Raw genomic sequence first — 23,569 nt, 5'->3', positions numbered from 1 at the left:
TTACTACTTCTTGTACTTGTCGCCGACTTTTTGGGCTTCGGCTTGCACGGCCTTGATCGTCGCGTCGACCGACGTCTTGCCAGCTATCGCGTCGCTGAACTGCTGCGAGGCATCCGTGCCCAGGCTCGCGAACTCAGGGATGGCGACGAACTGGATGCCGGGCGCCGGGCGCTTCTGCGTGCCGGGGTCGTTCGGCTTCGCGCTGTCGATCGCGGTCTGGACCTGCTTGTAGAACGCGGCCGCGCCCTTCTGATAGTCGGGGTTCTCGTACAGCGAGGTGCGGGTCCCGGGCGGAACCTCGGCCCAACCGTACTTCTGGGCTACCAGTTCGGCATACTTCGGCCCCGAGGCCCACTCGATGAACTTCTCGGCGTTGGCCTGGTTCTTGCTGGCCTTCTCGATGCCCCACGCCCAGCTGTACAGCCAACCGGAGCTCTCGGTCTGGTCGACCGGTGCGGGCGCGTAGCCGATCTTCCCCTTCACGGGTGAATCGGATGCCTCGAGCGAGCCTGCCGCTGCCGTGGCGTCGTACCACATGGCCGCCTTGCCCTGCGTCATGTCATTGAGGCACTCGGTGTAGCCGGCCTGCGGCGCTCCGCTCTCGCCGTCCTTCTTGACGAGGTTCACGTAGAAGTTGAGCGCCTTGGTGAATCCCTCACCGCTGACCTGAGCGTTCCAGTCGTTGTCGAACCAGGTGCCGCCCATCGTGTTGACGACGGTGGTGAGCGGGGCGACCATCTGGCCCCAGCCGGGTTGGCCGCGCAGGCAGATGCCGGCCATGCCCTGCTCCTTCTGCTTCACCTGGTCGGCGAGCTGCGCAACCTGATCCCAGGTCGGGTTCGCCGGCATGGTCAGGCCGAGTTGCTTGAAGACGTCGGCGCGGTAGTAGAGCATCGACGACTCTCCGTAGAACGGCTCCGCGTAGATCTTTCCGTCGGAGCCGGTCAGAGCGTCCTGGATGGGCTTCAGAATGTCGGACTGCTTGAAGTCCGCGTCCTTCGCGACGTTGTCGGAAAGCGACAGCAGCCACCCGTTCTTCGAATAGAAGGGCACCTCATAGTTGCTGATCGTGGCGACGTCGTACTGCCCCGCCTGCGATGAGAACTCCTGGCTCGCCTTGTCGCGCAGCGAGTCCTCCGGCAGCACGGTGTAGTTGACCTTGATACCGGTCTGCTTGGTGAAGTTGTCTGCGGTGAGCTTCTGCAGATCGACCATCTGGGGGTTGTTCACCATGAGCACGTTGAGCGTTCCGCCCGATTTGCCTGCGCTGCCGGCGCCAGCGCCGCTGCAGCCGGCAAGCGCGAGTGCGGCCGTCGCGGCCACGGCGACACCCGTGAGCGCCTTGGCCAGGTGACTCCGAGTCATTGTGGGCACCGTTGTCCTTTCTTGCCCGCTCCATCGCGAGCAACCACACCATATTCACGAAGTCCCACGCCTCGCAAGCAAAATCGGGCAAACAACCACAGGAAACTTGCGAATTCGGGCAAACCCGGTCAACTATGTGATGTGCGGATGCCGTATCGGGCATCGTCGACGAAGACGAGAGAGGTTTCTGATGGTCCGTCTTTCCGAGGCCGCCCTGCCTGAGCTGGCTGCCGCCGTGGAGGTGCCGCGCTATGACCGCTCGCAGGTCACCGCCGGCATCGTGCACTTCGGCGTCGGCGGCTTCCACCGGGCACACCAGGCGATGTACCTCGACCGGCTGCTCAACGCGGGCGAGGCGACCGACTGGGGCATCTGCGGGGTCGGCGTGCTCGAGGTCGACCGCCGCATGAAGCAGGCGCTCGAAGAGCAGGACCACCTCTACACGCTCGTGCTGAAGCACCCCGACGGAACGCTCGAGCCCCGGGTGATCGGCTCGATCGTCGACTATCTGCTCGCGCCGGACGACCCCCAGGCCGTCGTCGAGAAGCTCGCCGATCCGGGCATCCGCATCGTCTCGCTCACCATCACGGAGGGCGGCTACAACTTCGACCAGATCACGCGCGAGTTCGACGCGACGAACCCCGACGTTCAGGCCGACCTCGAACCGGGCGCTGCACCGCGCACCGTGTTCGGGCTGGTCGTGGCGGGGCTGGCGCTGCGGCGCGAGCGCGGAATCGAACCGTTCACGGTCATGTCGTGCGACAACATCCCTGGAAACGGCGAGCTCGCGCGGAAGGTGTTCACGGCATTCGCGCGGCTGCGCGACCCCGAGCTCGCCGACTGGATCGAGGCATCCGTTCACTTCCCGAATTCGATGGTCGACCGCATCACGCCGGTCACGACCGATGATGATCGCGCGCTGATCGCACGCGAGTGGGGCATCGAGGATGCCTGGCCGGTGGTCGCCGAGCCGTTCGAGCAGTGGGCCCTCGAGGACTCGTTCGGGCTCGGCCGCCCGGCCTACGAGAACGCAGGGGTGCAGGTCGTCGACGAGGTCGAGCCGTACGAGCTGATGAAGCTGCGGCTGCTCAACGTGGGTCACCAGGGGCTCGCCTACTTCGGGGTGCTCGCCGGCTACACCTTCGCGCACGAGGCCGCCCGCGACCCGCTGTTCGTCGGGTTGCTGCGGCGCTATTGGGAGCGCGAGGCGCGCCCCACGCTGAAGCCCGTGCCGGGGGTCGACCTCGACGCGTACACCGACGAGCTCATCGAGCGCTTCGGAAACGAGCACGTGCGCGACACCCTCGCGCGCCTCGCCGCCGAGTCGTCGGACCGGATCCCGAAGTGGCTCGTGCCGGTGATCACCGAGCGCATCGCGGCGGGTGGCGAGGTCGACGCGGCTGCCGCCATCGTGGCCAGCTGGGCGCGCTATGCGGAGGGGGTCGACGAGTCGGGGAATCCGATCACCATCGTCGACCGCCTGGCGGACGCGCGGCACGCGGCGGCGCTCGCGCAGTCGACCGAGCCGCTCGCATTCCTGCGCGACGAGACGCTGTTCGGTGGCCTCGCGGGCGAGCCTGCCTTCACCGAGCCGTACCTGCGCACGCTCGACCTGCTGCACGCCCAGGGTGCCCGCGCGGCGCTGGAGGCTCTCGTCGGCTGATGCGCCCCGCCGGTGACGCTCGGTTGCGCCACTGGCTTCCGCTGTGCGCTACTCGGATCCGAGGCGCGCATCGCGGAACCTGGTGGCGCAACCGGTGAGGGTCAGGCGAGGAGCAGCTCGAGGCCCGAGGCACGCAGCTCGTCGGCGTGCTCCGAGCTGACGCCGTCGTCGGTGATGAAGAGCTCGAAGTCGGCGAGGCTGGCGAAGCGCACGAAGGAGTCGGCGCCGACCTTGGAGTGATCGGCGATCAGGATGCTTCGCCGCGACTGCTTCATCGCCGCCGCCTTCACCTCGGCGATCGCGGCGTCGGGCACGGTCGCCCCGCGCTGCACCGAGATGCCGTTGGCGCCGATGATCGCGAGGTCGAGCACCATCGTCTCGAGCATCTCGACGGCCCAGAAGTCGACGGCGCCGAGCGTCTTGGCGCGGACCCGCCCGCCGAGCGAGATGACCTCGACGTTGGGCCTGCCGGCGAGCGACACGGCGATCGCGAGCGAGTTGGTGACGACGGTCGTCGGGCTCTCGGGGAACAGGCGATCGGCGAGCAGCTGGAAGATCGCGCCCTCGTCGATGTAGATGGCCTCTGCGTTCTCGAGGTGCTTCACCGTCGCCTCGGCGACGCGGCTCTTCTCTTCGATCATGCGGGTCGAGCGGGTGGCGAGGTCGGACTCGAAGCCGAGCCGCTCGACCGGCACCGCACCACCGTGCACGCGCCGCAGCAGCCCCGACTTCTCGAGCGTCGTGAGGTCACGCCGCACGGTCTCGGCCGAGACCTTCAGCAGCTTCGACAGTTCGGTGACGTCGGCGCGGCCGGTCTCACGCGCGTGGTCGACGATGACCTTGCGCCGTTCGATCGAGAAGAGCGACATGCGCGCAGTCTATCGACCGCTTCCGTGGCCTTCGCCGCGAAAACCACGGAAACGGGCACGCCCGCATCGCGACCGGTCAGGCGAGCGTGCTCTGACGGATGACGCTGCCTGTGCCGCCGAGCAGCAGTTCGAGCGTGGTCGAGGCGCTCGTCTGCAGCGAGACCAGTTCGATGGGGCGACGGATGCCTGCGAGCACGAGCTCGACGGGCAACCCGGTTTCGAGAACCTTCACCCCCGGCATCCGCCCCACCTCGGCGAGAACGTCGCGGCGCTCGCGCCGGTGCGGCAGATAGACGACGGGCTCGGTGCGCGCCTGACCCGCGACCCAGGCGAGATAGTCGGACACCGCGAGATGGCCGTCGGTCGGCAGCGAGCTGCCGAGCAGCACGCGGTCGCCGGGCAGCTCGAGCGGGTCTGCCGCGCTGCGGGTCCACGCGAAGTCGTGGCGGCTCGTCGACATGCCGCGGGCCGCGAGCGCGTCGACGCGCTGCGCGCCGAGTGGGAAGACGGTGAAGAGCTCGACGGCCTCACGATCGGCCAGCGTGTGCAAGCGGTGCTTGGCGAGATCGCCGAGCAGGCGCGCTGCGCGCCCCTCGGTGCGGCGCGGGCGGCGGAACGGGGTGCGATCGAGCAGCGCGTCGGCCAGCGCCAGAGTGTTCGCGCCGTCGTCCAGCAGGATGACGCGCTGCGGCCGCACCACACTCACCGCCAGGCGGAACTGGCCGCTGAACCCGTCGCCCACAGCCCAGTCGTGGTCTTCGGCGAGCCGCCCCCAGGGGATGCCGACCCACGGCGTCACCTCGCTGAAGGGCGCACCGCGGCGCAGCAGTTCGGCCGCGGTCGTCTCCATCTGCGGACCGGAAAGGCGCATGGCGACGGCGATGCGCCGGCCCGCCGCGTGCGCCCATTCGGCGGCACTCAGCAACTGGAACGGCGACTCCACCCAGGCCAACACGGCACCAGTCAACCGAGCGAAGGTGAACCGGGGGTGGCTCTGGAGTGAACCTCGCCGAGCTCAGGTCGCTGAGGGGCTTTCCGGTGCGCTCGGGCCCAGCGCGAACATGACCTCGTACGAGGCGCGCTCGGCGTTGTCGGGGTCGCGCTCGGCATTCTCGGCGCCGCGACGACGCCAGCGGGTGACGATCTCGCTGAGTTCGTCGCCGAGCTGCTTCGCCTCCTCTTTCGTGAGCAGCGCGCCGGCGAACTGCACCTGTGAGGCCGCGTCGGTGTCTTCGAACTCGCCGCCGACGAGCCGGTGCAGCCACTCGATGCGCCGAGCGATGTAGGCGGAGACGGCCGGATTGCCGGTCGGGTCCTCGAACGCGAAACCGCTCTGGTTGACGAGCTGCCACACGCGATCGCGCTTGTCGCGCGCCTTCTCGGGGATCTCGCGGATGACCCCGGCCTTCGCCAGGGTGCGCAGGTGGAAGCTCAGAGCGTTCGCCGGCTCGCCCAGCCAGCCGGCGAGGTCAGCCGCGCGGGCGTGGGTGCGGACCGAAAGCTCGCGCACGATGCGCTGGCGGATGGGGTGCGCGAACGCCCGCAGCATCGCCGCGTCGCGCACCTCGACGGGTGCCCCGTCCCAGCGGTCGTCAGGGTCGCCGTCAGCCATGAGGTGAGTCTAGCCAATTGCGCACAAGAAATTGCGCAAGAGATATTACGCAATGAATGCTGCGCAAATACAGTGACCGTCATGACCACCCCGATCGAGACGCGTGCTGCGCAAGAATCCGTCGCCCCTCTCGGGCACAATCGCCCATACCTGCTGCTCATGTCCGGCAAGACGACGCAGATCGTCGGCGAGGGACTGGGCGTGTTCGCCGCGCCGCTCGTGGCGTTCAGTCTGACCCACTCGGTCGTGCTCGCCGGCGTCATCGCGGCGGTCGGCGAGGCGGGCAGCCTCGTCGCCACGCTGCCGGCGGGCGTCGCGGCCGACCGCCTCGACCGCCGCCGGCTGCTGATGGCGGGAGCCGTCGTGGGGCTCGTGCTGTGGGCACTCGCCGCGATCGGCGGGTTCAGCGGTTGGCTCACCGGGTGGCAGCTTGCGATCGTCCTGTTCGGCGTCTCGGTCGTGACGGCCGTCTTCGGCGCCGCCGAGGTCGGAGCGATTCGCGCGGTCGTGGCCCCCGGGCAGATGGCGTCGGCGATGGCGGCGATTCAGGGTCGCGGCGCGGTGGCCTCATTGATCTCCGGCCCGCTCGGCGGCGTGCTCTATGCCTTCTCGCACGCCGTGCCGTTCGCCGCAGGGGCGATCGGGCACGCCGCGGTCGCCATCTGCACCGCGTTCGTTCGCGTGCCGCTCAACGGCGACCGGGCGAATGCGAAGGCCGCCCACCCGGTCGCGCAACTCAAGGAAGGCATCCGCTTCTTCGCCTCGCTGCCCGTGCTGCGCAACTCCCTCTGGCTCATCATGCTGATCAACCTGACGGTCTCGGGCACGATGATCGCCATCAACCTTCAGCTCGTGCGCACGCGCACCGCGCCGTTGCTCATCGGCGCCCTCGACGCGGTGTCGGGCGCGGCGATGCTGCTGGGCGCGCTGATCGCGCCGGCGCTCATCAAGCGCATTCCGTCCGGCCGCATCACGGTGATCGCGCTCGCCGTGATGGCGGTGTCGTTTCTCGCCATGGCTCTGGTGCACAGCTACCTGGGCTACCTCGTGTTCGCGGCGCTCGGGGCGCTGCTCATCCCGGCGCTGAACGCGGGGGTCGGCGGCTACATCGCGGCCATCGTCCCCGACGTGCTGCAGGGGCGCGTGAGCTCGGTAAGCTCTCTCGGCTACCTCGCGATCGCGCCGCTCGCCCCGGTCGTCGCGAGCGTGCTGCTCGCGCAGCTCGGCATCGTTCCCACGCTGTGGATCTTCGCCGCGGGCCTCGCCGCCGGCGCCGTCGGCACCGCATTCGTGCGCGAGCTGCGCCGCATCGGCACGCCCGACAGCTGGGCGGCCGAGGCGATCGAGTGGCCGCCGGCCGGGGCATCCGCTCAGCCTGCTCGGTAGCGGCGCAGCGACGGCACGGATGCCGCGATCACGACCGCCAGCACGGCGGAGACGGCGCCCCCGATCGCCATGCTGAACCACCCGCTCGAGACGTCGGCGACGAGTCCGGCGCGCAGATCGCCCAGCTTCGGCCCGCCCGCGCCCACCAGGAAGTCGAGCGAGTTGACGCGGCCGCGGAACGCGTCGGGCGTCACGGATTGGATGATGGTCGCGCGGCTGACGACGGATGCCACGTCGGCGGCACCGGTGAGTGCGAGCAGCACCAGCACGGCGGCCAGGTTCGGCACGAGGCCTGCGCCGGCGATCGCGGCGCCCCACACCGCGCTCGCGACGACCATCACCAGGCCCTGGCGGCGGGCACGCGTGATGCGGCCGGAGAGGAAGCCGGCGAGCAGACCGCCGAGGCCGAGCGCGGGGGTCAGCAGGCCGAGCGTGGCCGGGCTGCCGCCGAACCGCTCTGAGTTGAGCACGGGGAACAGCGCGACCGGCATGGCGAGCACGGTCGCGTTGAGATCGGCGAGCAGCAACGCGGCCACGATGGGCGTGCGCATGACGAAGCGGATGCCTGCCGCGATCTGAGAGACGGCAGTGGGTGGTGTCTCGGCGCTCGCGCCGCTGCCCGTCTCGTCGGCGGCTCGGCCTCCGCTCGGCAGCCCGAACACGCCGTAGACCGCCGCGAGGAAGCTCGCCGCGTCGAAGATCAGCGCCCAGTCCGGCCCCCAGAGGGCGAGCGCAATGCCGCCGAGCAGCGGCCCGATCAGCACGTTGAGCTGGCCCGTCGAGTGGTTCAGAGCGAAGGCGGCGGCCCGCACCTCGCCGTCAAGCAGGCTGCCGATCATGGTCTGCGTCACGGGCTGGTTGATCGAGACGAGCGCGGTCTGCACCGCGATCAGCGGGTAGAGCCAGATCACCTGATGCGTCGTCGTGATGACAACGACGGAGAGGGCTGCGGATGCCGCGACCTGCGCCCACCGCACCGCGATGATCAGCCGCCTGCGGTCGTAACGGTCGCCCCAGTGGCCGCCGAGCAGAGTGAAGACGATCATCGGCACGAGCTGCGCGAGTCCGATCGCGCCCAGGGCGATCGCGCTGTGGGTGCGATCCCACACGACCCAGCTGATCGTGAACGACGCCATCGTGCCGCCGAAGCCCGAGATCGCGTTGCCCGCCCACAGCCTGCGGAACGCGGCACTCTGCCGCAGCGGCCGCACGTCGACGAGCAGGGTGGAGAGGGGCACTTGCTCAATTGTGCCGGTCCGGCGGGGTTTCCCGTGCCCGGGTCATAGGCGGGGATACGGTGAAGGACATGTCTTTAGCAACGGAGCTGACGACCAGCCTCGGCCGATCCGTCTCGAACACCCTGAAGGGGTCGGCCGGAAACCTGGTCGAGTGGTACGACGTCTACGTCTATTCGACCTTCGCGGCCTTCTTCGAGGGCCAGTTCTTCGACACGCACGACAAGAACTCGACGATCTACGTCTGGGCGATCTTCGCTGTCACGTTCGTGATGCGGCCGGTCGGCTCGTGGTTCTTCGGCCGCTTCGCCGACCGCTACGGGCGCCGCGCCGCGCTGACGTTCTCGGTGTCGCTCATGGCCGGGTGCTCGTTCGTGGTCGCGATCATCCCGACCCGTGCCGTGTTCGGCGTGGGCGCGGTGGCCGTGCTTCTGCTCGCCCGCCTGGTGCAGGGCTTCGCGACAGGTGGTGAATACGGCACGAGCGCGACCTACATGTCGGAGGCGGCTGTGCCCGGGCGCCGCGGGTTCCTGTCGTCGTTCCAGTACGTCACGCTCGTCGGCGGCCAGGTCGTGGCCCAGCTGGTGCTGCTCGTCATGCTGCTGACTATGGACCACGATGCGATCGCCTCATGGGGCTGGCGCGTGGCCTTCGCGATCGGCGGTGTCGCGGCGCTCGTCGTCTTCTGGATCCGCCGCTCGATGGACGAGTCGCTGCGCACCGAGACGATCGCGGCGGTGCGGTCGGGCGAGGGCGAAGCGGCCCGCACGCACGGCTCGATCGTCGAGCTGTTCGGGCGGTGGTGGCGCGAGGCGCTGCTCGTGTTCCTGATCACGGCCGGCGGAACGCTGGCCTTCTACATCTACTCCGTGAACGCGCCCGCCCAGATCCAGAAAGCGTTCGCCGGGTCGTCGCCGGTGGCTGCCGGCTGGATTAACCTCGGCGCGCTCGCGATCCTGATGGTGCTGCAGCCGATCGGCGGCTGGCTGTCCGACATCGTCGGCCGCAAGTCGCTGCTGGTCTTCTTCGGCGTCGGGGGCGCGCTCTACACGTGGTTCCTGGTGACGCAGCTGCCGAAGCAGACGAGCGCAGCGGCCGCGTTCGGCATCCTCGTCGTCGGCTTCGTGATCCTGACCGGCTACACCTCGATCAACGCGGTGGTGAAGGCGCAGAGTTTCCCGATGCACATCCGCGCCCTCGGCCTCGGCATTGCATACGCCGTGGCGAACTCGCTGTTCGGCGGCACCGCCCCGCTGCTCTACCAGGCGGCCGCCGCGCGCGGAGCCGTTCCGGGGTTCATCGTCTACGCGACGATCGTGATTCTGGTGTCTCTCGTCGTGTACGTCTTCTTCCTGCGCAACAGGGGCGCCAACTGGCTCGACGACCCCGAAGAGATGCAGCAGCGTGCGGAGGCGCGGCGGCTCAAGCGAGCCGCGTGAGCGAGCCGCCCGCTCGAGGCGGCGGGAGCCTCAGGCCGCCTGGGGCAGCGTGACGGCAAACACCGTCCGCCCAGGTGCGCTTTCGAGCGCCACCCGACCGCCGTGCGCCTCGGCGATCGCCCGCACGATGGCGAGGCCGAGCCCCGTCGATCCGGCGTCTCGATTGCGCGCCGCGTCACCGCGGGCGAAGCGATCGAACACCGTCGACTGCAGTTCGGCGGGCACGCCGGGCCCGTCGTCGGCGACCGTCAGGGTGCATATGCCGTGTGAGGCATGCAGGCCGAGTCGCACCCGCGTTCCCGCCGGCGTGTGCCGCGCGGCGTTCGCGACGAGGTTCGTGACGAGGCGGCGCAGCTGGGACTCGTCGCCGTTCACGAGGACGGGCTCAGGGTCGAGGTCGAGCGACCATTCATGATCGGATGCCGCGGCCTTGGCATCCCCCGCCGCTTCAGCCACGACGAGCGACAGGTTCACTTCGGTGCGCTGCGTGGCGGGCTCGGCCCCCGCCGAGTCGGCATCGAGTCGCGCGAGCAGCAGCAGCTGGTCGACGAGCTCGCCCATGCGCACCGACTCGCGGTCGATGCGCTCGATGTTGCGTTCGAGGTCCTCCGGCATCCCGGGGTGCTCGCGCGCTGAGAGCTGCGCATAGGCCCGCACGGTCGCGAGGGGGGTGCGCAGCTCGTGGCTCGCATCGGCGACGAAGCGGCGCATGGTCTCTTCGCTCGCCTGGCGCGCCGCGAGCGCCTCGTCGACGTGGGTGAGCAGCGCGTTCAGGGCGCCGCCGACCTGCCCTACCTCTTCCGTCGAGGCGAGGTCGGCGTCGGCGACACGAGTCGAGAGCCGCACGTCGCCGCGGTCGAGTCGCACCCCGGTGACCGCGGCGGCCGTCGCCGCGACTCGGCCGAGCGGGCGCAGGGACCGGCCGATCACGAACGCCGCGGTCGCGGCGCCCGCCATGGTCGCGAGAATCGCGACGGCGAGCACCACCCACGCCACCTGCCACACCGCCGAGTCGACCTGCGCGAGCGGCACCCCGGTGACGATCGTCGCGCCGCCTGGCAGTGCGTTGCTCGCGACGCGGTAGCGGCCGAGAGACCCGCCGAGGTCGACGGTGGTGGGGGGTGTGCGGCCCAGGAATCCCGCGATCTCCTTCTGCTCCGCGGCGTTCAGCTGGTGCCTCTTGCCTGCCGCGTCGACGAAGCCGTTGACGACGATCTCGCCGTCGTCGATCACGGCGACGATCGTCTGCGGCGCCTGGCCGGGCACCCCGACGAAGTCGCCCACGAAGTCGCCGCTCGAGGGCTGCGGGCCGCGCGCGCCGGTGTCGCCGTCGCTCTGGTTGTCGCCGCTGCCGCTGCCGGGCAGGCGGTCGAGCCGGCCCCCGATGCGGTCGACCCGCTGCGCCGACGACACGAGCCGGTCGTCGAGCTGCCCGACGAGATACCCGCGCAGCGCGAGCAGCGTGATGCCGCCGATGATGAGGCACGCGGCGGCCACCAGGGCGGCGGCGATCAGCACGATGCGCCAGCGCAGGCTGCGCAGCACGCCCGTCATGCGGCCCCGGTTTTGAGGATGTAGCCGACACCCCGAACGGTCTGGATGCTTGCACCGCAGTCCTCTGGAAGCTTGCGCCGCAGCGTCGAGACGTACATCTCGACGAGATTCGACTCAGCGCCGAAGTCGTAGCCCCACACCGTCGTCAGCAGCTGGTCGCGGCGCAGCACGCGGCCGGCGTTGCGCGCGAAGCACCGCAGCACCTCGAACTCGGTCGCCGTGAGCTCGAGCTTCGCGCCGTGGAATGTCGCAACGCGTTCGGTCTCGTCGAGCTCGATGTCGCCTGCGGTCAGGGCTGTGCGGGGTGCGGCATCCGTCATCGTGGGTGCGAGCCGCACCAGTGCGCGCGCCCGCGCGAGCAGCTCGGCGATGTCGAACGGCTTCGTGACGTAGTCGTCGCCGCCGGCGCGCAGCCCGGCGATGCGGTCGTTCTGGCCGTCTTTCGCGGTGAGGAACAGCACGCGCACCTCGTCGCTGACGGCGCGGATGCGGTCGAGCACCGCGAGCCCATCGAGGTCGGGAAGCATGATGTCGAGCACCACAACGTCTGGGCGCCAGTCGCGCACGGTCATCGGCACTTCGCGGCCGCGGTAGGCGGTCTCGACGTCCCACCCGTCGCTGCGCAGCGCGATCGCGACCGCGTCGGCGAGAGCGACCTCGTCGTCGACGACGAGCGCCCGCGGGGGCGTGCCGTCGGCGCGGCGCACGGGGGGAAGGTCGAGCGGGTGCGAACTGCTCATTCGCCCATTGAGCCAGTGCATACCGAGAGTTTCCTATGCCGAAGCCAAGTCCCCGATAGCGTCTGGGCTTTGGCATGATCTCGACATGAGTTCGGATGCCGCGCTGGTCGTGCTCGCCGTGGTGGGCGCCGTCGTGCTGGCGGTTGTCGTCACGATCGTCGCGCGCAGCTCTGGCTGGTCGGCGCCGCTGATGCTGGTCGCGATCGGCGCGATCGTCGCACTGGTCCCCGGCATCCCCCGGCTCACGATCTCGCCCGACGTGATCCTCTACGGAATCTTGCCGCCCTTGCTCTTCTCCGCCGCCATGCGCGCGTCGCTGATCGACCTGCGCACGCGGCGCGACCCGATCATCCTGAGCTCGGTCGGCCTCGTGGCGTTCACGGTGCTCGCCGTAGGCGGGGTGAGCTGGCTGATCGTGCCCGGCATCAGCGTGGCCGCGGCGTTCGCCTTCGGCGCGGTCGTCGCCCCGACCGACCAGGTGGCGGTCGAGGCGGTCACGCGGCGGGCGGGCATGCCGCGCATGCTCTCGACGGTGCTCGACGGCGAGAACCTGCTGAACGACGCGACGGCGCTGGTGGCGCTGAACTCTGCGATCGTGGCGATCACGGCGACGATCACGCCGATCGAGATCGGCGTCTCATTCCTGCTCGAGGTCGTCGCGGGTCTCGCGGCCGGGCTGCTGGTCGGATTCGTGCTCGGCTACGCCCGCGGCAAGCTCGGCGCCCCGGTGCTCGACACGAGCCTGTCGCTCGTCACGCCCTACCTCGCGTTCCTGCTCGCCCAGGTGGCGCACGGATCGGGAGCGCTCGCGGTCGTGGTCGCCGGTCTGTTCCTCGGCTACCGGGCGCCGAACTTCCAGTCGGCCCAGGCGCGGGTCGCCGAAGAGCTCAACTGGCGCACGATCCAGTTCATCGTCGAGAACCTCGTCTTCCTGTTCATCGGACTGACGCTGCCGAGCGCGGTCATGGCGGCCGGCGACAGCGGCATCCCGATCTGGCAGCTCGTGGTGATCGCGCTCGGCCTGCTGGTCGCGGTGATGCTCACGCGCCTGGTGTGGGGCGCCGTGGTGACGCCGCTGTTCCGCTACGGGCCCGCGCGGCTGCGGCGCGTCGGGTGGCCCTGGGTCACCGTCGTGCCGTGGACGCTGGCGGGCGTGCGCGGCGTCGTGACCCTCGCCGCGGTCTTCCTGCTGCCGGCGCAGACGCCCGACCGCGCGGTGCTGCAGCTCTTCGCCTTCGTCATCGTGATCGGAACGCTGCTGCTCGCGATGCCGATTCCCGCGGTGCTGCGGCGCGCGGGTCTCGTGATGAGCGCCTTCGACCAGGAGCGCGTCGAGGCCGAACTGCTGATGGCAGAGGCGAAGGCGGCCGGGCTCGAGATGGTGCGCGAGTGCGCCGATGAGAACACCGATCCGCGCGTGCTCGAGCGACTCAAGGCCGACGCGGAGTTCGTCTCGGCGTCGGTCGACGATGGGCCGCTGCCGACGGGCGAGAGCCTCAACGTGGCGTACGCGGCGCTGCGCATCCGACTCTTCCAGGCTGAGCGGAAGGCGGTGCTGCGCGCGCGTGCCGAAGGCCGCTTTCAAGAGGCCGCGGTGCGCAAGGTCATGCATGTGCTCGACGCGGAGGAGACCGCCGCGCGGGTGCTGCGCCACGGCGAGGTCTGAGCGCGCGGTCCCTCGGTCCCGAGGGCCAATCGAAGATTCTTGGCTCTCACGGTTGTGAGCCGGGCTCGATTGTCGCTAACCTGACAATCACCCGAGAACGAGAGGAGGCTCCGCAATGTTTATGCGCACCACTGCCGCAGACGCGCGTCGAGCCACCGATTTCGGGATGCGACGCATGTGCGTCGCCGGGCTCCGCTAGCAGCTTCCCGCTCCAGCGCCACGCCCCGGCCGCCGGCTGATCGCCATCGCGAGCCGGCCCTCGCCCCTCCCTGAGTGCGACGACTCACTCTCACGCCGACGGCTTCGCCGCCATCGAATCGCAGTCGCCGCGACCTCGCCGTCAGTCTCATCGCCCCGTCTATCGATCGGCAGCCTGTGTGCTGCCCTCACCATAAGGAAAAGCGCAATGCTCACCATCCAGTCCCACCCGCCCCAATCGACCGTGACGACCCTCACGATCGACCTGGCCGAACTGCCGGAGCTCAGCTTCGTGCGCCGCCTCGCGTTCGCCCTCAGCCTCGTGCTGATCACGAGCGTCGAACCTCGTCCCCTTCCGAACCGCACTCCGCTCGACCGGCGCGCACGACTCGCGCGTCACGAGCGAGCCGCACGTGCTCAGCGCGAGCGGCTCGCCGAGCGGGAGCTGTTCACCACCATTCCGCGGCGATGAGCGCCGCACCCGCCCCCGAGAAGTTGTGGCCCGCCGGCCTCGCCGGCGGGCCACCGCGTTTAAGGGGTGGGGCGCGGGTTGATGCGGCCCCGAGCGCTGGGGCTCGAGTGGTTAGGGTCGAATGGTGCCCTTCGTGCCACCGACCGCCACGACGCCCGAATACGCGCTCGTCGTCTTCGATGCGCAGGGGCGTGAGCTCGCCGAGGCCGATGGCTCAGTGCTGAGCGAGACGGTCGCCGAACGCATCGCCGCCGAGAACGTCACCGACGTCGTGCTGCTGTGCCACGGCTGGCTCAACGACTTCTCCGGTGCGCAGGTCACCTATGCCGCGTGGCTGGCTGCCGGGCGCGGACTCGAGTGGCCGGGTGGGGCCGCACCCCTCATCGTCGCCGCGCACTGGCCCAGCATCCCCGGCAGAGGCGGCGAGCCGCCCGACGTGCCCGCCGAGCTGCACGCGCACCTCGCCGACCGCACGCTGCTCACCGCGCTCGAGAACGCGGGCACCGACGTGGCTGAGTTCCTGAGTTTCTGGAGCATGCGTGAGCGCGCGATTTCGCTGGGGGCGACGGATGCCGGACTCGGGCGCCTTCTCGCACGCATCTTCGCCGCGCGACCCGGGGTCAGGGTGCACCTCGCCGGCCACAGCCTCGGGTGCGTCGCGCTCTCGGCGGCGCTCGCGTCGGCCGGCGCCGCGCGCGGCCCGCATGCTGCGACCTTCTTCCTCGCTCAGGCGGCGGAGTCGTCGTGGGCGTTCTCGGCCTCTGTGCCGTTCTTCACCGGCGGCGGGGGACGGTACCGCGCCGTGGTCGCCGACGGCCTGGTCGACGGTGCGCTGGTCGCGACCACGTCGACGCACGACCTCGCACTCAACGTGCTCTATCGCCTCGGCATGGAGTTCATCCTGCAGCGCAGCTATGCGGCTGAGGCGTCGGCAGCGGGTCGCCCCGCGCGAGCCGCCGCGATCGGCGCCGACGGGCTCGGGTTCGACCCGCCGGTCCCGACGGCGCACAAACTGCCGCCGCTGCGGCCTGGCGCCGCGCAGTTCGCGCTCGCCGCGGGCGCTCAGTACACGGTCGACGCGTCAGCGGTCATCGCCGACCACAACGACGTGGCTCACGCGGAGCTCGCGCGCCTCTTCCTCGCTGCGGTCGCCGCGGTGCCCTAATCGGGCGCCTGGAGTATCTCGAGCGCCTCGCCGGCGAATGTGGCCGCTTGGCGCCGCGGTGGGGCCAGATGGCGCATCTGCGTCCGTCGTACCGGGCGCAGATGCGCCGAATGGGAACTCGGACGGGGCGGTGGGAGGCGGCGCTGGTCGGCGCGACCGAAGAGGTCAGCGCGTCGGCGACCAGCCGAGGGCCGGGGCCAGGCTGCCGGCGATGTCGGTGAGCAGCTGCACGTAGTCGTCATGCTCGAAGCTGAACGGCAGCGCGAACGCGACCTCGTCGACCGCCTGGAACGCGGCGTCTGCTTCGAGCCGCTCGGCGATCTCGGCCGAGGACCCCACGAGGTCTGCGGCGAAGAGCATTCCCCGCGGGCCCTGCGGCACACCGACCCGATGGGCGCGAGACGCGACGTAGGCACGGTACTTCTCCGTCTGCGCCGCGGTCGCGGAATCCGTCGGGATCACGACCAGGCCCTGCGAAACGCGGGCGCCGTCGCCGCGCTCCTCGCGATACGCGTCGATCTGCGCGCGCTGCACTGCCGCGAAGTCGGTCGACCCATCGTCAGGGAACACGACCGATGAGGTGAGCAGGTTGAACCCGTTCGCCCCGGCCCAGCGCGCTGAGCGCATGCTGCCGGCGCCGTACCACAGCCGGTCGCTGAGACCGGCGGCGTGCGGCTCGACGCGCTCGCTGAATTCCTCGATGCCCTCGCGGCCCGAGAAGGCGCTGACCTTGTCGCCGCGGAGGAACCCACGCAGACGCAGCGCCCGCGCATAGCTCAGGTCCTCATCGCGCCAGGTGCCGGGGTAGAGCGCCTCTTTGTAGTCGTCGAAGTGGATCGGGGCGCCGGTCGAGAAGCCGGGGTTGAGTCGCCCGCCCGACAGCACGTCGACCGTCGCGAGGTCCTCGGCGAGCCGCAGCGGGTTCTCGGCGCCGAGCGGAATCACCGCGGTGCCGAGCTCGATGCGCGAGGTGCGCTGCGTCGCGGCGGCGAGCACGGTTGCGGGCGACGAGATGCCGAATTGCAGGTGACGCTGCCGCACCCACGCGGAATCGAAGCCGAGCTCTTCGCCCAGCGAGATCAGCTGCAGCGTCGACTCGTGGCCGTTGCGCGGGCGCTCGGGGTCGAACAGCCCGATGGTGAGAAAGCCGAGCCGGCGCAGGCTCACTGCCGGCCGATCTCCGAGTGCGCGCCGAGGCCGTGCCAGGTGCGGCTGTAGTAGACGAGCGGCGCGGCGGCCTCTGCAGCATCGGTCTCGGGCAGGCGCGCCTGCAGCGCGTGCACGGCGACGACCGTCGACGAGCCGGCGCGCATGCGGTCGATGACCCGGCCGCGGATCCAGGTGCGCACGGCGGGGAAGTACGGCTCGCCGGTGATCAGACGGTCCCACTGCGAGGTGTCGGCGAAGCGGTCGATGCCGCTCGTTGCACCGAGCTTGGCGAGGTCGAGCTGGTCGGCCGAGAGGAGGTGGACGATCAGGGTGTCTGCCTTGGTGATCGTCGCGGAGGCCGACGACTGGTCGGAGATCGAGAACACGAGCAGGGGAGGTTCGGCGCTCACCGAGAACACCGAGGTCGCCGTCATGGCGACCGGCCCGTCACCCGCGTCGGCGGTGATCAGCGCAACCCCGGCAGGGTGGTGCCGGAAGGCGAGCTTGAACTCGTCGGCAGAGAGGCCCCCGAGGGCACTCGTCTGGTCGTCGTTCTCAAGTCGGTGGAGACGTTCCGTTCCCGCCACGTGGCCCTCCTTCTGCGCGATTCGCGCGGCACGTCATGCTCGGCGCGCCCTGCCTGCCATTCTCAGCCTGTTTGCTCCACACGGTCTGTGCCAAACAGTGTTGCCCTGTGTGACTGTGTTGCCCTATGTGACTGTCAGATGCCCGGATTGCGCGGCGGGCGCACGAGGACGACGGCGAGCAGAAGCAAAACGATGCCGGCGGATGCCGCAAGCGTCAGCGGCTCGCGCAGCACGCTGACCGCAAGAACGGTCGCCGTCACCGGCTCGATGAGAGACAGGATCGCCGCGCTGGTCGACGGCACCCCGCGGTGCAGCCCGCCGAAGAACGCGAGGTAGGCGAGCACGGTCGGCACCACGGCCAGGAAGGCGATCCAGCCCCAGCCCGCGGCATCGGTCGAGGCGACGTCGAACCCGGTGAACAGGCCCGCGATCGCGACCAACAGCCCGGCCAAGGTGAACGAGGTCGCGATCAGCGCCGCAGGGGCGAGCCCCGGAACCGCGCGGCGGTTCACCACCGTCGTGCCCGCGAACGACAGCCCCGCCACGAGCGCGAGCAGCACGCCGAGGGCGGTCTTGCCCGGCGAGATCGCCGCAGCCGGGGCATCCGACACCAGAATCAGCCCGATGACGGCGGCGACGAGCGCGACGATGACGGCCCACGACGGCATGCGGCGATCTCTGATCGCGCCCGCCAGCGCGACGGCGACGGGCGCCGAGCCGAGTGCGATCACGGTCGCGACGGCGACGCCGACGAGCGCGAGCGATTGGAAGTACGCGCCCTGATAGATCGCGGAGAGCACCGCGGTCAGCGCGATGTGGCGCAGGGCTTCGGGGGTGCGGGGGATGCGTCGCAGCTCGCCCGTCGCGGCGGTGAGGGCGACCATCAGCAGGCCGCCGGCGACGAGCCGGATCGCGGAGAGCGCCGGCCACGACAGGGCGCTGTGCTCGGCCGCGAAGCTCGCGGCGAGGCCGCCCGTGCCCCAGAGCGCGCCCGCGATCGCGACCAGCAGGAAGGCCAACGTGCGGGCAGCGGGGGCGGGGGCGTTCATCGCGATGTCATGACTGTAACGCGGCGTAAGGGGGCGCAACACCGCTGGCCCCGGCGCCACTCGGCTGCCTACGGTGTGGGGCATCGCGGCGTATCCAAGTGGTCGAAGGAAACGGTTTCATACTCCGTCTGACGCAGGTTCGAATCCTGCCGCCGCGTCCCTGGCGCATTTCCGCGAAGATCGAGTCATGACGACGTGGTTCATCACCGGCTGCTCAACGGGCTTCGGGCGCGCGCTCGCCGAGGCCGTTCTCGCTCGCGGCGACAACGCGGTGGTGACCGCGCGGAACGCCGACTCGGTCGCCGAGCTCGCGGCGAAGCATCCCCAGGCCGCTCTCGCTCTGCCCCTCGACGTGACCGATCACGAGCAGGTGGTTGCCGCCGTCACGCAGGCGGAGCAGCGCTTCGGGTCGATCGACGTGCTCGTCAACAACGCGGGTCACGGGTATCGCGCGGCCGTCGAAGAGGGCGAGGATGCCGCGGTGCGCGAGCTTTTCGAGACCAACTTCTTCGGGCTGGTGGATGTCACGAAGCAGGTTCTTCCCGGCATGCGGTCGCGGCGTTCTGGCGTCATCGTGAACTTCTCGTCGATCGCGGGGCGCACCTCGCCCGTCGGCTCCGGCTATTACTCGGCGTCGAAGTTCGCGGTCGAGGGGCTGTCGGGGTCACTGCGTCAGGAGCTCGCACCGCTCGGCATCAAGGTCATCGTGGTCGAGCCGGGGCAGTTCCGCACCGACTTCGCCGGGCGCTCACTCGGGCAGTCGGCCGAAGCGCTGCCGGATTACGCCTCGACGGCGGGCACGCGCCGCAAGAACCCTGCGCTTGTCGGCACAGAGCCCGGTGACCCGGCGAAGCTCGCGCAGGCGGTCATCGACGTGGTGGGCGCGCCCGAGCCGCCGCTGCGCCTGCTGCTCGGGCCCGACGCGCTGCGCCGCACGCACGACGAGCTCGCCGCCCAGCTCGCCGAGATCGACGCCTGGGAGCACGTCACCGTCTCGACCGACTTCGACGAGTAGCCCACCTCTGATGTCAGACCCGCGGCGTCAGCCCGGGGGCTCGAGCATCGAGGCTGGCGGCATGGGGCTGGCGGCGCCAGGCTGAAGCAACGACGTCCGGCGGTGGGCAGAGTTCTGCCCCGCGGTCGGGTTCAGGGTTTCAGCGGCAGTGGCAGTGGCAGTGGCAGTGGCTGTGGGGGCGTCGCGGGTTGTGGCGCAGATTACGGGGTCTCGGGGGTGGAGGCGGCACCTCGGTTGGGTCCGATGGTCTGCCATTGGGTGGTGTTGCTGCCGTAGCTGTGTCGGACCTGTGGTCTGCCGCCGGTCATGCGGATCTGCCAGGTGCCGTGTTCGACCTGGTCGTGGTGGAAGGGGCACAGGAGTACCCCGTTGTCGATGTCGGTGGGGCCGCCGTCGAGCCAGCTGAGCACGTGGTGAGCTTCGCAGCGGTAGGCGGGGACGGTGCAGCCGGGGATGATGCACTGGCCGCCGTCGCGGGCGACCATGGCGCGCCGCTGTCTGCGGTTGAAGCCGCGTTTGGTGCGCCCGAGGCGCAGGAATGCGCCGGTCTCGGTCAGGACGACTTCCTGAAGACCGCCGCTGCAGACCATCTTGCGGGCGATGCGCACGCTGGTGGGTTCGGCGGCGCCGGCGAGGAAGGCGAGGCCTTCGCCGGCGGCGAGTTCCTTCTCGGTGGTGGTGACCCACACGGTGGGGTGGTCGCCGCCGACCTCGAGGGTGTCGGCCAGGCGGGCGTGGGCGGCGAAGACGTCGCGCAGCCCGTCGGCGTATCTCTGGCCGATGGTGCGCGGATCGACCGGGCCCTGCGCGGACGCTTCGAACGTGACCTTGCGTTTCGGGCTGGCGTAGCCGTCGAGGACGGTGCGCAGGGTGGCGGCGTATTCGACGGGCAGGGCGCCGGAGACGCGGGCGAGACCGTCTTCTTCTTTGCCGATCCAGAAGAACCGCTTCTCGTGCGCGGCCGCCGCCCGCTGCTCGACGATCTCGGGGGTGAGCGCGGCGGCACGCCTCTGCGCTTCTTCGCGCACCCGGTCGGCCGACGCAGTGACGGCGAGCTCGACCAGCTCGGCCTCGACGGCTGCGACCTCGACGGGGCTCGCCCCGTCGGCGGCCTTCTTCAGCTCGCCGGCGATGGCCTGGGCGCTTTTGCGCCCGATGCGCCCGCCGAGCACCGCCGCCTCCACAGCGGGCAGCTTCGCGAGGTCGTCGAGGTCGGCGACCAGCCGCCTGGCGGATCTGCCCGAAGCCCCGGTCATCGCCTCCACCGCGTGGGCGGTGGTCTTGTGCCCGAGCCGCTTGGCCAGCGAGTCGCCGCCGGGCTCGGGGTCCGAGCGCCGGTTCAGCTCCGCCACCCCCGCCAGCTCGAGCGCCTCGACTTGGCGCTTGACCTCACTGACCCGGCCGAGGAAGTCGACGACCTGCTGGTCGGACAGCGCGCAGGGGTCGACCGGCAGCAGCCCCGCCAGGCCCGCCAGGGCCGTGCGGGCGTTCGCGCCGATCGTGGTCATGCGAACAAGAATACGCCACAATCAACGAAGAGGCCACAATGAAATCGAACAAAGATTCCACAACCCATGCACGGGCCCCGAGATATCCCCGCTCTCATCCACAGACGCTACGGCCCACCTCCGACACCAAGTGGGCCTGAATCAGCTGCCCGAGCTCTGCTTCTGCGCCTGGTAGTACAGCTCCGACTCGTTCGTCGACGCCTCGGCCGCCTTCAGCTTGATCGTGTCGCCCGAGACGGTGAACTCGCCGTCGACGAAGTACTGCTCTTTCGCGCTCTTGGTCGTCTCGGCGTCTGACGTGAAGTCGAGGTCGTGCCAGGTCACCGTCGCAGAGCCGGGCGTCGCCGTGGTGAACGTGCCGTCGGCGTCGAGGGTGACGACGGGGAAGGCGGCGTTCTTCCAGACGTCGTCGTACTCGGAGTAGAAATCGCCCTCTTCCGCCTCCGACTCGAGGTAGCAGTCGAACGAGTCGCTGCTCATGCAGTTCTCGGTGATCCACTGATTCACCGCGGTCTGCAGCTGCTCGGTCGCAGCCTGCGTGTACGACCAGTTGAGCGTCGCCTTGCCGCCGTCCTTCCCCGCCTCGACCTCGACGGGCTTCGAGGTCAGCAGCGTGCTGCCCTTGCCGGCGACCGAATAGACGCCGGGGAAGACGGTGAACCGCGCCTCGCCGTATTTGACGTTGACGGATGCCCCGCCCAGCGTCGCCTCGGCAGAGTCGTCAGTGCCGCTGTCGATCTCGACCTGACTCGTCAGCGGCTCGCTGATGACCCAGTGGTCGAACAGCCCGCCGCCCTTCTTGCCGGCCTCGACGGTGTCGGTGTAGGTCTTCCCCTCGAGCTGGTACGAGACCTTCACCTCGGCGTAGTCCGACTCTCGCTTGGTCGAGAGCACCTTCACGTGACTGATCGTCTTCGTCGGCTTCGCCGTCGCGGTCACATCGTCGGTGCCGACCTGCGTAGCCTTGACGCGGGCCGCGTCACCGTCGGACTGCGCGGCCGCGGCATCCTTCACGTCGCCCTTCGCGATCAGGTCGAGGTAGGCCGCCACCGGCTTCTGCGGCGTGAAGACAGTGCTGTTGAGCACCGAGACGGCGCCGAAGAAAAGCACGGCCAGAACAGCGAGACCCCCGACCCCGACTCCGGCCCAGATGCTGGCCTTCTTGGCGGCGGGCGTCATCGGCACGGCCGTGCCGTCCGCATTGCGCAGCACCCCGAAGCCGACGGCCGAGATCACGCCCGGCAGCGCCGCGGCGACAAGCGGCGTCAGATAGGTCGCGACGACATCGATGAGCACGGCGGCGACCGCGAACACCAGGAAGGCCCAGCCGGCGTTCACAACAGAGCCGTGAACGGCGGTTCCGAGCACGCCGGAGCCGCCCGCCACGCCGATGCGGACGTCGGTGAGCAGCACCGGGATGACAAGTGCGATGACCGCGGCCAGCACGACGAGCAGCCCGCGCTGCACGTAGCCGGTGGGGCGCTGCGCGCGTGCGACGCCGATGCGCAGACCCGCCCACAGCACGGTGAGCACGGCGAGGGCGAAGACGATCCAGATCAGCCCGCCGCCGTCGCCGGTCGCGCTGAACACGTTGAGGTGCTGGGCGGAGGCGGCCGGTGTGATGCTGCCCGCGCCCGTGCCGCTGATGCTGTCGAGTGCGCTCTCGAGGCCGCCGGCCGAGGCGGTGAGGGAGCCGAAGTGGCCGATCGTGACCAGCCAGACGATCAGTTGCCCGACCCAGAGCGGGAAGGTGAGCAGCACGTTGAGGAACTGGTGCTCCGTCGCGCCGAAGATCACGGCGAGCACGAGGCCCGCGATGCCGAAGACGACCGCGAGCGCGCTGCCCCAGATCGTGAGGTCGCGCACGACGGCAGGCGCACGCGTCACGATCGCGTGCCAGCCGCCCCACGCGCCGACCTGGCGCCCGATGATCGCGGCGAGGCCGAGCACGAGCCATCCGGTGAAGAACACGCCGGGGCCGCCTGCACCGAACTTGAGCGTGGCGTCGAGCTCGCTCGAGCGGTCGATGCCGCCGTGCCCGAGCGTCGCGGCGAGGGTCGAGAGGATGCCGGAGGCGACGAGCCCCGTCGCGGCGCCTGCGATGACGCGCCACAGCCATGAGGGGGTGGGCGTGAGCCTTTCGATACGGATGCCTGCCCAGACGGTCAGCACCGCGATCGCCGCCGTCAGCAGCACCGGTGCGCCGTGCAGCGTGAGGCCGAGTTCGAGAGAGGTGTCGCCGAACGCGAGGCTGCCGCGCCCGTGCACATTGCCGCCGAAGGTGAGCGAGATGATCCAGCCGAACAGCAGACGGAACGCGGTGAACGGCCCGATCGGCGAGTCGCTCGAGCCGGCCGCCCCCGCCGTGTCATCGCTTCCGTCGGCCGCGCCGAGTGAGAGGCGGGCGAGGTCGATGATCAGCAGCAGGATCGTGATGAAGGTGACGATGAGCGTCGTGACGACCGCGACGCCGAGGTGGCTGACCGCCCCGACGACATAGCGACCGGTGATGAAGCGCGGTGCACCGCCGAGCAGGGCGGCGCCGCGAGCGCGCAGCTCGGCAACGGCCGGGGTCGTCGCAGGTGCAGGTGCAGGTTCCGGTTCCGGCGCCGACGGCGCGTAGGGCTGCTGCGGCGCCGCGAACTGCGGCTGCTGCGTGGCCGCCTGCATGGGCGTCGGCGCCTCGAACTCTGGCTGCGGCGGCACGACGATCGGGTTCGGCCTCGTCTGCGCGGCAGGCTCGCTCGGCTGCGTTGTGTGATCGGATGTCTCGTCGGACACGGTTCCCCCCAGATGCTGTGCGACATGCGGCAGGTGCGACTGCACGCTCGTCTACTTTCGGGCGAAGCGCTCCCGAAAGCGATGGGGAGGGCTCCCCTTTCCCCCGTACTGGGGTA

The 23,569-nt window shown here is 70.1% G+C and carries 19 protein-coding genes and 1 tRNA gene; 8 read left to right on the top strand and 12 right to left on the bottom strand.

Annotated elements, in window-relative coordinates; genetic code table 11:
* Window positions 1-3 precede the first annotated feature (3 nt).
* The gene (locus ABD736_RS10070) at window positions 4-1,365 is read right to left on the bottom strand and encodes an ABC transporter substrate-binding protein (RefSeq protein ID WP_344791630.1); all 1,362 of its coding nucleotides are present in this window, start codon (window positions 1,363-1,365) and stop codon (window positions 4-6) included.
* A 190-nt stretch (window positions 1,366-1,555) separates the two neighbouring features.
* On the opposite strand from ABD736_RS10070, the gene ABD736_RS10065 reads away from it, so the two are divergent.
* A complete protein-coding gene (locus ABD736_RS10065) occupies window positions 1,556-3,028 on the top strand; it encodes a mannitol dehydrogenase family protein (RefSeq protein ID WP_344791629.1) in 1,473 nt (490 codons plus the stop codon).
* A 101-nt stretch (window positions 3,029-3,129) separates the two neighbouring features.
* Here ABD736_RS10065 and ABD736_RS10060 read toward each other — a convergent pair whose 3' ends face one another.
* The 3 genes from ABD736_RS10060 to ABD736_RS10050 all read right to left on the bottom strand — a co-directional run bounded on the left by ABD736_RS10060 (window position 3,130) and on the right by ABD736_RS10050 (window position 5,509).
* Window positions 3,130-3,897 (bottom strand): DeoR/GlpR family DNA-binding transcription regulator, encoded by a 768-nt coding sequence (locus ABD736_RS10060; RefSeq protein WP_344791628.1) that lies wholly within the window; start codon window positions 3,895-3,897, stop codon window positions 3,130-3,132.
* 76 nt (window positions 3,898-3,973) lie between these two features.
* Entirely contained in the window at window positions 3,974-4,852 is an 879-nt protein-coding gene (locus tag ABD736_RS10055; RefSeq protein ID WP_344791627.1) for a hypothetical protein, read from the bottom strand.
* A gap of 60 nt (window positions 4,853-4,912) precedes the next feature.
* Window positions 4,913-5,509 (bottom strand): helix-turn-helix domain-containing protein, encoded by a 597-nt coding sequence (locus tag ABD736_RS10050; RefSeq protein ID WP_344791626.1) that lies wholly within the window; start codon window positions 5,507-5,509, stop codon window positions 4,913-4,915.
* An 81-nt stretch (window positions 5,510-5,590) separates the two neighbouring features.
* Between ABD736_RS10050 and ABD736_RS10045 the strand changes: the two genes are divergently transcribed.
* Complete coding sequence (locus ABD736_RS10045; protein WP_344791625.1) at window positions 5,591-6,895, top strand: MFS transporter; 1,305 nt, start codon at window positions 5,591-5,593, stop codon at window positions 6,893-6,895.
* Here ABD736_RS10045 and ABD736_RS10040 read toward each other — a convergent pair.
* Entirely contained in the window at window positions 6,880-8,133 is a 1,254-nt protein-coding gene (locus ABD736_RS10040; RefSeq protein ID WP_344791624.1) for an MFS transporter, read from the bottom strand. The two genes, ABD736_RS10045 and ABD736_RS10040, sit on opposite strands and share 16 nt — an antisense overlap.
* A gap of 68 nt (window positions 8,134-8,201) precedes the next feature.
* Between ABD736_RS10040 and ABD736_RS10035 the strand changes: the two genes are divergently transcribed.
* Window positions 8,202-9,569, top strand: coding sequence for an MFS transporter (locus ABD736_RS10035; RefSeq protein ID WP_344791623.1), 1,368 nt, complete (start codon window positions 8,202-8,204; stop codon window positions 9,567-9,569).
* A 30-nt stretch (window positions 9,570-9,599) separates the two neighbouring features.
* On the opposite strand, the gene ABD736_RS10030 is transcribed toward ABD736_RS10035, so the two are convergent.
* Both ABD736_RS10030 and ABD736_RS10025 read right to left on the bottom strand, forming a co-directional pair.
* A complete protein-coding gene (locus ABD736_RS10030) occupies window positions 9,600-11,123 on the bottom strand; it encodes a sensor histidine kinase (RefSeq protein ID WP_344791622.1) in 1,524 nt (507 codons plus the stop codon).
* Entirely contained in the window at window positions 11,120-11,863 is a 744-nt protein-coding gene (locus tag ABD736_RS10025; RefSeq protein ID WP_344791621.1) for a response regulator transcription factor, read from the bottom strand. The genes ABD736_RS10030 and ABD736_RS10025 overlap by 4 nt, the downstream gene beginning before the upstream one ends.
* Before the next feature lie 85 nt (window positions 11,864-11,948).
* On the opposite strand from ABD736_RS10025, the gene ABD736_RS10020 reads away from it, so the two are divergent.
* The 3 genes from ABD736_RS10020 (at window position 11,949) to ABD736_RS10010 (ending at window position 15,364) form a co-directional block, all read left to right on the top strand.
* Entirely contained in the window at window positions 11,949-13,529 is a 1,581-nt protein-coding gene (locus ABD736_RS10020; RefSeq protein ID WP_344791620.1) for a cation:proton antiporter, read from the top strand.
* Window positions 13,530-13,935: 406 nt separating this feature from the next.
* Window positions 13,936-14,199 (top strand): hypothetical protein, encoded by a 264-nt coding sequence (locus ABD736_RS10015; protein ID WP_344791619.1) that lies wholly within the window; start codon window positions 13,936-13,938, stop codon window positions 14,197-14,199.
* 124 nt (window positions 14,200-14,323) lie between these two features.
* Complete coding sequence (locus ABD736_RS10010; protein ID WP_344791618.1) at window positions 14,324-15,364, top strand: hypothetical protein; 1,041 nt, start codon at window positions 14,324-14,326, stop codon at window positions 15,362-15,364.
* 165 nt (window positions 15,365-15,529) lie between these two features.
* On the opposite strand, the gene ABD736_RS10005 is transcribed toward ABD736_RS10010, so the two are convergent.
* The 3 genes from ABD736_RS10005 to ABD736_RS09995 all read right to left on the bottom strand — a co-directional run bounded on the left by ABD736_RS10005 (window position 15,530) and on the right by ABD736_RS09995 (window position 18,149).
* A complete protein-coding gene (locus ABD736_RS10005) occupies window positions 15,530-16,531 on the bottom strand; it encodes an LLM class flavin-dependent oxidoreductase (RefSeq protein ID WP_344791617.1) in 1,002 nt (333 codons plus the stop codon).
* A complete protein-coding gene (locus tag ABD736_RS10000) occupies window positions 16,528-17,100 on the bottom strand; it encodes a flavin reductase family protein (RefSeq protein ID WP_344791616.1) in 573 nt (190 codons plus the stop codon). Before ABD736_RS10000 ends, ABD736_RS10005 begins: the two co-directional genes overlap by 4 nt.
* A gap of 134 nt (window positions 17,101-17,234) precedes the next feature.
* Window positions 17,235-18,149 (bottom strand): DMT family transporter, encoded by a 915-nt coding sequence (locus tag ABD736_RS09995; RefSeq protein ID WP_344791615.1) that lies wholly within the window; start codon window positions 18,147-18,149, stop codon window positions 17,235-17,237.
* Window positions 18,150-18,233: 84 nt separating this feature from the next.
* On the opposite strand from ABD736_RS09995, the gene ABD736_RS09990 reads away from it, so the two are divergent.
* Both ABD736_RS09990 and ABD736_RS09985 read left to right on the top strand, forming a co-directional pair.
* Window positions 18,234-18,307, top strand: a tRNA-Met gene (locus ABD736_RS09990).
* 29 nt (window positions 18,308-18,336) lie between these two features.
* Window positions 18,337-19,164 carry an oxidoreductase gene (locus tag ABD736_RS09985; protein ID WP_344791614.1) on the top strand — a complete coding sequence of 276 codons (828 nt, stop codon included), beginning with the start codon at window positions 18,337-18,339 and terminating at the stop codon, window positions 19,162-19,164.
* A 200-nt stretch (window positions 19,165-19,364) separates the two neighbouring features.
* Here ABD736_RS09985 and ABD736_RS09980 read toward each other — a convergent pair whose 3' ends face one another.
* On the bottom strand, window positions 19,365-20,672 hold the full coding sequence (locus ABD736_RS09980) for an HNH endonuclease signature motif containing protein (RefSeq protein WP_344791613.1): 1,308 nt from the start codon (window positions 20,670-20,672) through the stop codon (window positions 19,365-19,367).
* Window positions 20,673-20,813: 141 nt separating this feature from the next.
* On the bottom strand, window positions 20,814-23,453 hold the full coding sequence (locus ABD736_RS09975; protein WP_344791612.1) for a hypothetical protein: 2,640 nt from the start codon (window positions 23,451-23,453) through the stop codon (window positions 20,814-20,816).
* Window positions 23,454-23,569 lie beyond the last annotated feature (116 nt).

It is taken from the genome of Gryllotalpicola daejeonensis (assembly GCF_039538145.1).
Classification (GTDB): Bacteria; Actinomycetota; Actinomycetes; order Actinomycetales; family Microbacteriaceae; genus Gryllotalpicola; species Gryllotalpicola daejeonensis.
This window is presented reverse-complemented; position numbering and strand designations above follow the sequence as displayed.